Annotated in this window: 11 protein-coding genes; 8 read left to right on the top strand and 3 right to left on the bottom strand. The window is 47.3% G+C overall.

Annotation, left to right across the window (positions count from 1 at the left end):
- The first annotated feature begins 24 nt into the window (after positions 1-24).
- From HHL16_RS04870 to HHL16_RS04840, 7 genes are all read left to right on the top strand, one after another.
- Positions 25-801 (top strand): enoyl-CoA hydratase-related protein, encoded by a 777-nt coding sequence (locus tag HHL16_RS04870; RefSeq protein ID WP_169424012.1) that lies wholly within the window; start codon positions 25-27, stop codon positions 799-801.
- A 16-nt stretch (positions 802-817) separates the two neighbouring features.
- The gene (paaI, locus tag HHL16_RS04865; RefSeq protein WP_169424011.1) at positions 818-1,255 is read left to right on the top strand and encodes a hydroxyphenylacetyl-CoA thioesterase PaaI; all 438 of its coding nucleotides are present in this window, start codon (positions 818-820) and stop codon (positions 1,253-1,255) included.
- A gap of 12 nt (positions 1,256-1,267) precedes the next feature.
- A complete protein-coding gene (locus HHL16_RS04860; RefSeq protein WP_169424010.1) occupies positions 1,268-1,864 on the top strand; it encodes a DapH/DapD/GlmU-related protein in 597 nt (198 codons plus the stop codon).
- Positions 1,865-1,983: 119 nt separating this feature from the next.
- Entirely contained in the window at positions 1,984-2,988 is a 1,005-nt protein-coding gene (gene obgE / locus HHL16_RS04855; RefSeq protein WP_169424009.1) for a GTPase ObgE, read from the top strand.
- Between the two features lie 86 nt (positions 2,989-3,074).
- Positions 3,075-5,498, top strand: a complete 2,424-nt coding sequence (locus tag HHL16_RS04850; protein ID WP_169424008.1) for a hypothetical protein — start codon at positions 3,075-3,077, stop codon at positions 5,496-5,498.
- Positions 5,499-5,695: 197 nt separating this feature from the next.
- The gene (locus HHL16_RS04845; protein WP_169424007.1) at positions 5,696-7,858 is read left to right on the top strand and encodes a S46 family peptidase; all 2,163 of its coding nucleotides are present in this window, start codon (positions 5,696-5,698) and stop codon (positions 7,856-7,858) included.
- A 136-nt stretch (positions 7,859-7,994) separates the two neighbouring features.
- Positions 7,995-8,480 carry an RDD family protein gene (locus tag HHL16_RS04840; RefSeq protein ID WP_169424006.1) on the top strand — a complete coding sequence of 162 codons (486 nt, stop codon included), beginning with the start codon at positions 7,995-7,997 and terminating at the stop codon, positions 8,478-8,480.
- Positions 8,481-8,533: 53 nt separating this feature from the next.
- Here HHL16_RS04840 and HHL16_RS04835 read toward each other — a convergent pair whose 3' ends face one another.
- Together HHL16_RS04835 and HHL16_RS04830 are read right to left on the bottom strand one after the other, a co-directional pair.
- Complete coding sequence (locus HHL16_RS04835; RefSeq protein WP_169424005.1) at positions 8,534-9,142, bottom strand: DNA-3-methyladenine glycosylase 2 family protein; 609 nt, start codon at positions 9,140-9,142, stop codon at positions 8,534-8,536.
- 5 nt (positions 9,143-9,147) lie between these two features.
- Entirely contained in the window at positions 9,148-10,161 is a 1,014-nt protein-coding gene (locus HHL16_RS04830) for a hypothetical protein (protein WP_169424004.1), read from the bottom strand.
- 73 nt (positions 10,162-10,234) lie between these two features.
- On the opposite strand from HHL16_RS04830, the gene mnmD reads away from it, so the two are divergent.
- Positions 10,235-10,915: a tRNA (5-methylaminomethyl-2-thiouridine)(34)-methyltransferase MnmD gene (gene mnmD, locus HHL16_RS04825; protein WP_169424003.1), complete on the top strand. Its 681-nt coding sequence runs from the start codon at positions 10,235-10,237 to the stop codon at positions 10,913-10,915.
- Here the strand turns inward: mnmD and HHL16_RS04820 are convergent, their stop codons facing one another.
- Entirely contained in the window at positions 10,916-11,896 is a 981-nt protein-coding gene (locus HHL16_RS04820; RefSeq protein ID WP_169424002.1) for a YCF48-related protein, read from the bottom strand.
- Positions 11,897-11,914 lie beyond the last annotated feature (18 nt).

The following is an 11,914-nucleotide window of genomic DNA, read 5'->3' as shown; positions in this document are numbered from 1 at the left end:
AGCATCATACCATAAAATCATTGCATGTCGACCATATTATTCAGCATTCATGAAGGCGTAGGCGTTATCACGCTCAACAGACCGGACAAGCTCAATTCTTTCAACCGCGAAATGTCGCTGGCATTGCAGGAAGCACTCGACAAATGTGCCGATGATGTTTCCATCAGAGCCGTGTACATCACTGGTGCAGGGAAAGGCTTCAGTGCGGGGCAGGATCTTTCCGAGATCGTTGGCTCATCTGCACTCTCCATGAAGCAGATCCTCAGCGAGCATTTCAATCCGATCGTGGATCGCATCCGCCAGCTTCCCAAACCTGTGATCGCAGCCGTGAACGGCGTTGCAGCAGGAGCAGGCGCCAACATTGCGCTTTGCTGTGATATTGTGGTGGCAGCACAATCTGCTTCTTTTATTCAGGCCTTCTCTAAAATCGGACTGATCCCCGACAGTGGTGGCACATTCTTCCTTCCCCGCCTCATCGGCTGGCAGAAAGCATCTGCACTCGCCATGCTCGGCGATAAAGTGAATGCCACCGAAGCAGAACGCATGGGCATGATCTACAAAGTGATCCCTGACGAAGGCTTCGGATCCGCCACACTTCAACTGGCCACCACACTGGCTCAAATGCCAACCGAAGGGCTGGCATTGACCAAACAGGCGCTCAATCAATCTTTCTCCAATAACTATCGTCAGCAACTGGAACTCGAAGATAAGTTGCAGCAAAAAGCAGGCGATACCGAAGACTACCGGGAAGGTGTAAGCGCATTTGTGGAAAAACGCCCTGCAGTTTTCAAAGGGAAATAACTCAACTGTCACCCATATGAACAACGATACGCTCGCAAGGCAGGTAGTTGACAAGATGATGGAAACCGATCTCTACAGCCAATGGCTGGGGATCAACATTCTCGAAGTGCACGAAGGCAGCTGCAAAATACAGATGACGCTTCGCCCCGAAATGGTGAACGGCTTCGGCATCATTCACGGCGGTGTGGTGTTCTCTCTTGCAGACAGTGCACTAGCATTCGCCTGCAACAACAGGAACAATTTATCGGTTGCGCTCGATACGAACATCACATTCACCAAAGCATCCAATCCCGGCGATGTGATCACGGCTGAAGCCAAAGAGATCCACAACGGCCGCAGCACGGGGCTTTACCTCATCACCATTACCAATCAGAAAGGTGAACAGGTGGGGCTGTTCAAAGGCACCTGCTTCAGAACCGGCAAGCGATTGGTTCAATCAGACGATCAGCAATAAATTCATTCTTCTATGATCTATTCTTTCAAAGGCTTTATTCCTGTTGTGCACGAATCGAGTTTCATTCATCCCCAGGCTGCAGTAACGGGCAATGTGATCATCGGAAAGAATGTTTACGTGGGGCCTGGAGCGGCCATCCGCGGCGACTGGGGCGGTATCGTTATCGAAGACGGCTGCAATGTGCAGGAAAACTGCACCATCCATATGTTTCCGGGAGTAACGGTGTTGTTGAAAGAGAGCGCGCATATTGGTCATGGTGCTATCATTCACGGAGGCATCATCGGACGCAATTGCCTCATCGGCATGAACAGTGTGATAATGGATGATGTAGAACTGGGAGATGAATGCATCGTAGGTGCACTCAGCATGATCAAAGCCAATGAGAAATTTCCCGCACGAAGCCTCATTGTGGGCAACCCCGCCAAAAAGATCAAAGATGTGAGTGATGATATGATCAACTGGAAAACAACCGGCACCAAACTCTATCAGGCATTACCCGCCGAAATGTACGAGAGCTGGCAGGCAGTTGAGCCGCTTCGCGAAATCCCCGCCGACAGGCCTTCACAGGACAGTCTGTACAAAACCTGGAATGAGATCAAAAAAGGGTAGAACCTGCCTTCAAACGACATACCGGTAACCATATGCGCCCCGCATAACAGGGTTTAACAAGGCGTAACTGCCAGAGTGAGGCGGCTTTAGCCCCGAATAATCGTATCTTCGCGCCTCAAATGGAAAAGTCAAACTTTGTAGATCAGATCAGGATATTCTGCCGTTCGGGACACGGAGGCGCAGGAAGCAAACACTTCATGCGTACCAAGTTCAATCCTATGGCCGGTCCTGATGGTGGTGATGGCGGCCGTGGTGGCCATATCATCCTTCGTGGAAATAAGAACCTCTGGACATTACTCCACCTTCGCTATTATAAAAACGTACTCGCCGAAAACGGGGAAAGCGGAAGCGGCAACAACTGTACAGGCCGCAGCGGAAAAGACATCATTATTGAAGTTCCCCTCGGAACGGTAGCCCGTGACGAAGAAACCGAAGAGCTCGAAGCTGAGATCCTCGAAGATGGTCAGGAGATCGTCTGGATCCGCGGCGGACGTGGCGGACTAGGTAACGCTAAATTCGCAACGGCCACCAATCAGGCTCCTGAACATTCACAACCCGGTGAACCCGGTGAAGAAGCATGGAAAGTGCTTGAATTGAAAGTACTCGCCGATGTTGGTCTGGTAGGATTTCCCAATGCAGGTAAATCAACCCTGCTCAGTGTGATCACTGCAGCCAAACCCAAAATCGCTGATTATGCTTTCACTACCATCGTACCTCAACTCGGTATGGTAGCTTATCGTGATAGCCAGAGTTTCTGCGTAGCGGATCTCCCCGGCATCATCGAAGGCGCTGCCGAAGGACGCGGATTGGGGCATCGCTTCCTGCGCCATATCGAACGCAATCCCGTATTGCTTTTCGTATTGCCCGCAGACAGCAACGATCACATGAAAGAATTTCAGATTCTGGTGAACGAACTTGAACAGTACAATCCCGAATTGCTGCACAAGCAATTTGTAATTGCAGTGAGCAAAAGCGATCTCCTTGACGATGAACTGAAAGCAGCCATCTCCAAAGAGCTTCCACAGAATATTCCTCACGTATTCATTTCTTCAGCAACCAATATGGGACTGAGCGAGCTGAAAGACATGCTCTGGAGGGCGCTCAACGAGGAGAATCATAACTAGCATCAATCAAACGGATTTTATATCTTGTAGAATAATCGCCCGTACCAAAAAAGTACGGGCGACGTTTTTACCATTAAACCCGTTCCATGACTGATAAAATCCGACGCATTATCGGTGGACTGCAATACCTCGGACTGAGATTGCTGGTATTCTTATCGCAGTTACTGAAATCTCTGTGGCTTTTCTTTCCTTCCATATTGTTTATACTGCTGGCCATCTGGTGTTTCTGGATGCTCAGCCAGGGGCAGGATCTCATTGTAGCATTCACGGAGAACCATCGCGCAAAAGCATACTTCCTCATCGCTATCGGCTTCTGGATCTACGTAAGCTGGTTCAGCAGCCGCATCATCGCCAATCTCAAAACGCGCAAACAGATTGAGTATCTCCAGAAACTGCTCGACAAACATCCCGGAGTGGAAACCTCCCGCAAAACCGACAACATCACTTATTTCGAACTCCCGGCAACCTGGCTGGAACTCTGGCCCAAACTGATCGGTTATGCAGGACTGTTAGCCATTGAAGTAGCCGTACTTCAATCGCCCGCACTCGGTATTAAACCCATCTCATCAGGAGATGCACTTTACTATTTTCTTCCGGGACTTGCCATCTCATGGGGTATCGACAAAATGGTGAAGGGCTTCTGCGAAAAAGAACGGTCACTCGCACGCAAAATATTCTACGCGATATTATTCATCTTCCTTGCAGCAGGTGTGGTAGTAACGCTGATGCCCGAAGGTGGCATACTGCTCCTTTTCTGGGCATTGCTGATGTTGCATGCAGTGTATCTTTTCTACATCAATCTCCGCAAGATCGATCCGGTAAAACCAAACAACAATCCTCCCAAAGATTCCTGGCCGGCCAGAATGACCTACAAGGTGATGGACTGGCTGCACATCCCCCGAAAGGAAATGGGATACTTCAATTGGTTCAACATCATCTGTCTCCTTGGATTGATAATCTATCTCACTGCCATTTACAGTTTGCCTGCAGCGAGACAGATTGGTCCGTTTCCCTTTGTGCTACTGGCCTTCGCAGTACTCGGCGGTTTCGGAAACATGATCGCCGCACTGAGTGTAAAAGCCAACGTGAATTTTCATATCCTGCTTGTGATCATCGCCTTTCTCATTGGCAGCAGAGAAACGCATTGGGTAAGAACAAAAAAATTTGAAAGCAATACCAGCCGCGGCATCTTTCACAAACGGCAGGATGTTGTTACTTACTTCAACAACTGGATTCGCAGCAAAGGCGCCGCAATCGACAGTGCCAAAGGAAACTACCCCGTGTATTTCGTTCTCGCCAATGGAGGAGCATCGCGCTCCGGTTACTGGACGGCCTCCGTACTCGGCAAACTCGAAGACACCACACGCGGATTGCCTTCTCAATTTTCGAAACATCTTTTCTGTTTATCCGGAACCTCCGGCGGAGGAGTAGGCGTTGCTACCTTCTTCTCTCTGCTGCACGAAGAAAAAAAACTGAACAGCGCACAACCAGTATCCTATCTCAACTCTGCAAGAGATTTTCTGAAGAAAGATTTTTTGACGTTCACCCTCTCGCATATGCTGGGGCCCGATTACTTCAAGTACATTTTTCATCTCAATAACAATACATTGCCCGATCGCGCAGGTGCGCTGGAACAGACTTTGGAAGAAGGATCTGCTACCATTCCCGACTCATTGAAACCAGCCATGGCAAGGCCCATGTCCGAAATGCTCAGCATCGGCGATACCGTAAATCCTTTGCCGGTTCTCTGTATCAATACAACCCGTATGCAGGATGGAAACCCTGGCGTAGTTACCAACATAAAACTCAGCAGACAATACTTCAACGATCGGGTGGATGTACTCGATGTGCTGAACGATACGCTGGACATGCGACTCAGCACGGCTTCCATTCTCGGTGCGAGATTTCCTTACATCAGTCCGGCAGGAAGAATAGATCAGGTGATCCCATCGCGCAACCGTGTAAATCAAAACGACAGCATGCTGATCCATTACTTTGTCGATGGTGGTTATTTCGACAATTCCGGAGCAGGTGTTGTGCAGGAAATGATCCGCGCCATATTGCTGTCTGCTGCATCCAGCAAAGACAGTGTGCTGAAAAAGCGCGTAGGCAAACTCGATCTCACCATTCTTCATATCACCAATAGCCCTGTTGGAGTGGCGGCACTCAACACCATCGCCCCATTGAAGAACGACCTGCAAAGTCCGATGCTCACCATCATGGGCGCTTACGACATGCAGACCACCGTTAATGATAAACGACTGGAGAATTTTCTGAAAGATGTAAGTGATGATGGCGTATTTGCGGGCACCCGATATTATCCCATCCACCTGTACAAAGAAACCGAAGAGAAGAACGAAGCCAGAAAGAAAGGCAACAAAGTGAAAGAAACACCATACTCCATGAACTGGTTCATTTCCAATAACACCTTGCAACGTATGGATCAGCGATTGGGTAATCAGCCAAGCCTCAACAGACTGATCAAAGAACTGACCGGTTCTCCAAACTAAAGGAACGTTATCATATTCAATACACATAGTCCGGCCATACAGCTGGACTTTTTTATATGCGTAACATCGACCCGGTCAACCCTTCCCATTCAGCAACATATTGCCGTTATCGAACGGCTGAAACACAGCATTAATCGGTCTTTAAGCAGCGGTTTACAAATTTCTAAGTACGTTTGCTCTTTAAAATTGATTCTTTTATGAAAAAATTTCTGGTAACGATTGTATTGTGTATGTCGTTATTCCGCAGCATGGCCGACGAAGGCATGTGGCTGCCGATGCTGTTGGGTCAGCAAGTGTATAACGACATGGTGAAGCGTGGACTGAAGCTCACCAAAGAGCAATTGTATTCTGTGAATAAGGCTTCGATCAAAGATGCCATCATTATTTTCGGAGGTTTCTGTACAGGTGAGATCGTGAGCAATGAAGGACTTATCTTCACTAACCACCACTGCGGATATGATGCCATCGCATCGGCCAGCACAGTAGCAGCGAACTATCTCAAAGAAGGATTCTGGGCCAAGACCAAACAACAGGAGATCCCGTCTCCCGGCCTGTATGCAGATTTCCTTATCAAGATCGATGATGTAACAAAAGAAGTGGAAGAAGCCTTGAAAGGACTTACAGGAACTGAGCGTCTTTCCAAACAAAATGCCATCATTGCAGAGATCAATGCACGTTACTCGGATGTTTCTAAAAATATCATCGGAAAGATCAGCCCAATGTTCAAGGGCAATCAGTTTCTGATGTTCGTGTATCAGCGATTCAACGATATCCGCCTTGTTGGTGCACCACCAGAGAGCATCGGCAAATTCGGTGGAGATACCGATAACTGGGAGTGGCCACGCCACACCGGCGACTTCTCTGTATTCCGCGTATACAGCGGCAAAGACGGCGCTAATGCAGATTATTCTCCCAACAACGTTCCGCTGAAACCCAAACACTTCCTGCCGGTTTCAATTAAAGGAATCAAAGATGGCGACTACTCCATGATCTACGGATACCCCGGCAGTACCAACCGTTATGAATCATCATACGGAGTAAAGCAGAAGATCGATATCGCCAATCCAACAGTGGTGAACCTGCGCGATATGCGCCTGAAATATATGCTGGAAGAAATGAAGAAAGATCCGGCAACCCGTCTTAAACTCGCCAGTGATTATGCTTCTATCGCCAACTACTGGAAGTTCTTCGACGGAGAATCCAAACAACTGATCAAGTACAATGTGCTCGGTCAGAAGCAAGCTGCAGAAGCGAAGTTTCAGCAATGGGCCAATGGCAAACCTGAGTTCGCAAATATTTTCAGCGACTGGGGTAAAGTGTACGATGCATGGCGCCCATACAGCAAACACCAGATCTACCTCAACGAAGGTGTATTCGGATCTCCGTTGCTTGGTTTTGCAGCATCACTGCAACAGGTAGAAAATGCCATCGTTAAAAAAGGAAGCTCTGCAGATATTGCCAAAGCAGTGGAAGCAGCAAAAGAAGCAAGAGCGGAACTGCTGAAAAGCGAGAACACAGTTTCCGATCAGAAGATCGTAGGAACTGTATTGCAACTGTTCTACAACGATATCGACAAGAGCCAGCACCCTATCGGCTTCTTCGAAAGTGTAAAAGGCAACTACGGTAGTTTGGATGATGATGCAACCTGGAAAAAATACGCAGCATCTGTGTTCAGCAATACCATGATCCTGAACGATGCCAAATGGGATGCCTTCACTAAAAACCCCGATGGCTCTGTATTGCAGGCCGATCCTGCCTATGCAACAGCCAGCGCATTCGTAAAGAACTGGCAGGGAAAATATCTTCCGCTTGCGCAGCAATTCAATTCAAAGAACGCAGAACTCGGAAGACTGTATCTGAAAGGCGTGCTCGAAATGGATCCGGTGAAAGCGAAGAAGATGTACCCCGATGCAACCTTCACCATGCGCGTAAGCTTCGGTAATGTAAAAAGCTATGCACCTGCCGATGCGGTGAAGTACGATTACATCACTACCATGAAAGGCATTCTCGAAAAATACAAACCCGGTGATTACGAATTCGATCTTCCTGCAAAACTGCTGGAACTGGCTAAGAAAAAAGATTATGGCCAGTATGCTGATCCTGTTCGTAAAGATCTGGTGATTGGTTTCATTACCACCAACGATATCACAGGCGGTAACTCAGGTTCGCCTGTAATCGATGCAAACGGAAACCTTATCGGTCTGGCATTCGACGGCAACTACGAAGCGCTCAGCCATAAGATCCAGTTCGATCCGGTGTACAATCGCACCATCTGTGTAGACATCAGATATGTACTCTGGTGCATCGACAAACTGGGTGGGGCTACCAACCTCATCAATGAGTTGAAGCTGGTGAAATAATTGTTCTACCTCAACTTACAGGAACCCCGGATAGTTTGTATTTTCAATGAGAATACAAACTATCCGGGGTTCTTCATTTCATTTAATTTGCCGTTCAGATTTTTTTTTGTTTTTTGCCGCCTCAAACGCTACCACCATGGAACACGATAATTCTCCCGACCTCCTCGCCGACCTCAATGAAGAAGTACAGTACGAACACGCACCGAAAGGCCTTCGTTTTGTAAACCTGCTCATCGACTGGATATTGTTATCAATTGTATCGGGAGGGGTTGCAATTGTTTATATGATCTTTTATTACGCAGCCTATATCAGAGACACTTACAACCAATACGAGGGACCCGCTGCACCCAGCGGAACTGCTGTTGCCTGGTTGTATGCTATCATATTTGCGATATACATTCTTTACTATACCATCATGGAAGCCGCTACCAATGGAAGAACAGTAGGCAAGTATGTAACAGGCACAATGGCTGTTCGGGAAGATGGCGCGCGCATTACGTGGAAAGATGCTTTCTTCCGTTCGATCTGCCGGTTCATTCCTTTTGAGTTTGTGATCGCATTGTTTATTCAGTATCCCTGGCACGACGATTTCACCCGCACAGCGGTTGTGAGAAGAGCATAGAAATATTTCAGAACTGTTACGATAGTCCCGGTACTGCAAAGTGGCCGGGATTTTTATTTCAGTGGAGTATTGTCTTTCCAATGCCAGAGATGCAGGCATGCATAAGTTCGGTAAGGACTCCATTTGGAGGAGATGGAGAGCAGTTTTTCGCGGAATTGCTTTTTATCTTCCCTGTTCAGTTTGTAAATATGGATCATGGCATTCTGCAAGCCGAGATCATCGGGAGAGAAAACATCTTCACGGCCAAGGGCAAACATCAGCAGCATTTCCACCGTCCATTTTCCAACACCCTTGATTTGGGTGAGGTATTGAATCACCTCTTCATTGCTCATTTTGCCCAGTACCTTATGATCGAGGCCTTGTTCAATGGCGAAGCTGGCCACATTGCGCACGTAATTGGCTTTCGCATTCGACAGGCCGATACCTCTGAGTGTTTCGTGTTCGGTATCGATTATCTGTTGTGGCTTTGGAATTTTGCCTCCATAGAGATCGAGAAAGCGGCGATAGATCACATCAGCAACTTTGGTTGAAAGTTGCTGGCTCATGATGCTTGCGCAGAGGTATACGCAAATGTCTTTTTTTATAGTAAGCACATATGGTTCGCGGCCGTCGATGAGCTTTTTGAAACGCTTGTCCTTACTGAGATGTATGGTGTAAGACATTCAGTTTATGGTTTCACGTAGCGGAACAGTATATTATCCTGATAAATCACCCACCCTTTGCTCAGGTCTGGGAGGAAGTGGCATTCCATCAGTTGGGCGTCGGTGAACAGAGGATAATACAAAACAGGAAGGGTGCCAGCAACAGCTCCGTTGGATATTTTCCACACTTTGTTTCTCGTCATTACATATCCTTCGTTAAGGCTTGAGAAAGCGATATCGAAATAATCGTCGCTGAACGTAAGCTTTTTTGTCCAGGTAAGGCCTTTGTCGGTAGAAGCCCACAAAATGCCGGCCTGGTCGATGCAAACTGCTTCGTTGGCTCCCAGAAGTTGTATTGTTATGATTCGACTGGTTGATCCCGTTCCGTTCTTGTAGGTTTTAGAGCTGTCGTCAGTAATTCTGATGCCCGTAGTAGTACCTATAATTCCATCTTTAGTATTGTAATATGCCGCGGCAGTTACATTGGTGGGAGAGGCAGCAATCTTAGACCAGTTTTTTCCACCATCGAAGCTTTGCAGCATTCCAATGGCAGTAACGGCATAGCCGGTATCTTTATTCGGGAAATATACATCAGCAGTGACGGGTTTCTTTCCGCCGCTGGTGAGGGGGATACTTTCCATATCCTTCCAGGTTTTGCCTTTATCGGTAGTGTAGGAGATCATACTATCACCTACAGCCCATCCGTTATCTTCATTTAAGAAGTATAGATTGTAATAGCCAGAAGCCCCACTGGTGGTAGCTTTGCTCCATGTAAGGCCTCCGTCTTCGGATCGGGAAATCCCTCTGGTATTGGAGCCCATTCCTGCGAGGAAGCCCAGTTTATCGGTGGGAAAGAACACGTCCCAATAATCGACTCCTACATTTTCCTGTGCCTTCCATCCTTCACCATAAATAGGTTTCACACCATTGGAGTTTCTGGGATCTTCGCGCCTGACGATAGGATTATCGCCTCTTACACATCCGGCGGCACTGATTGCGGTTACAATTGCCGGAACCAGAAATTTCAGACTTATGTTCATACGTGTGCGCATTAGAGATTGAAGTTATTATTTTTTTGGCATTGATGCATAGCTTCCTAGTTTTACGGGTTGAATGAAGCCTGAGATCATACCCACCGCCGACGGATCAGTTACGATCGCAATTCCCTCATCAGGAGTAACCTATCATTCCAAACACGGAGCGATACAGGAATCGATGCATGTATTCATTGGTGCAGGATTGCATTATATGATGGAAAAAGATCACACATATAAGCACCTGCGTATACTCGAAATGGGGTTCGGAACCGGGCTGAACGCATTGCTGACCCTGCACGAAAGCCAGCAGGCCGGCATTGGCATCAGCTATGAAACACTCGAAGCCTTTCCGCTGGAAGCTGATATCTACACTCAGCTGAACTATTGCGATCAGATGCAGGCTCCCGAACTGCAGCCATATTTTCTGCAGCTTCATACCTGCAACTGGAACAGTGCGCAGCAAATCACTCCCGGTTTCAGCTTCACTAAACAAAGAACTACGTTACAACAATACAACGGGTTGGGGCCGGTTGACCTGATTTATTATGACGCCTTTGCTCCATCGGCCCAGCCCGAATTATGGACAACGGAGATTTTCAACACGTTGCATAAAATGCTGGTTCCCGGCGGGATTTTGACAACTTACTGCTCTAAAGGCGATGTAAGAAGGGCAATGATGGCAGCAGGTTTCAGCATTGAAAAAATTCCGGGTCCTCCGGGAAAGAGAGAAATGGTGAGGGCGTCGAAATTGGGTTGATCAGTTGGGAGCATTGTAACGGAACAACCGCCTGTATCTCATATCACCAACAAATCCTTTTTTATTGCTGATAAAGTGTAGTTCGCCAATATGTGCAGCATCATTTTTCACCTGAACTACCTTTTCCGCTTGCTCTCCTGAAATTTTTACGACTCCATTACTTCCACTGACGTATCCGTTCTCTTTATCAAAAAAGTGAAGATCGATGGCGTTTTTAAGGTCTAGAGTCATGCTCAGGTTCCAGGTTTTTCCGCCATCATCTGTTTTGAATAGTTTTCCGGAAAAGCCAAGTGCCAGACCACTGTTTGCATTGAAGAACTGAATGGCATGCACGGCAACATCGTCGATAGTGGTTTTACCTGCATCAACTCCGTCGACTACTCTGTTAATGCCTCCATTTCCGGCAGCCCACCCTGTGAGTGGGTCTAAGATGTAAAGTCCGGTTCCAACACGGGGCCCTGTTACATTCTTGAATGCCCACGACCATGTATATCCTCCGTCATTTGTTTTGATTAATCCCGATTCGGTGATACAATAACCAATATGCTCATCCAAAAATTGAATCCTGGTTGGAGCTCCTGCAACGGCTCCTTCAATAAGAAGTAGTATTTTTTCCCAGGAATCGCCCCCATCGGTAGTTTTATAGATGAAGTTTCTGGAAGAAACCCAGCCAGTATTGGCATTCAGGAAGAAACAATTGGGACCGGAAAATTCGGGTTGCGATTTGGTAGGCTTCCAGGTTTTACCACCATCGGTTGTCTTTTGTATAGGACCACCCAATAAATAGCCAACCATCGGATCTCCGAAATGAAGGTCATAAATGTAAGTTGGGGATACACTGATAGTGTCCCACCCCTGAGATAACACGATATCTGGTTCAGGCGCAGGTGTAGTTTCTTTCCCTGATTTTTTTGAACAGGAGATCAGGCATACAGAAGTAAACAGTATGCTGCATAGCACAAACACTTTATGAATGGTCATTCAGTTAAGGTTTAAGTA

Origin of the sequence: Pseudoflavitalea sp. G-6-1-2, from assembly GCF_012927185.1 — a bacterium.
In the GTDB taxonomy this organism is placed as follows: Bacteria; Bacteroidota; Bacteroidia; order Chitinophagales; family Chitinophagaceae; genus Pseudobacter.
The sequence above is the reverse complement of the archived record's forward strand: the minus strand, read 5'-3'. Positions and strand labels throughout refer to the sequence as shown.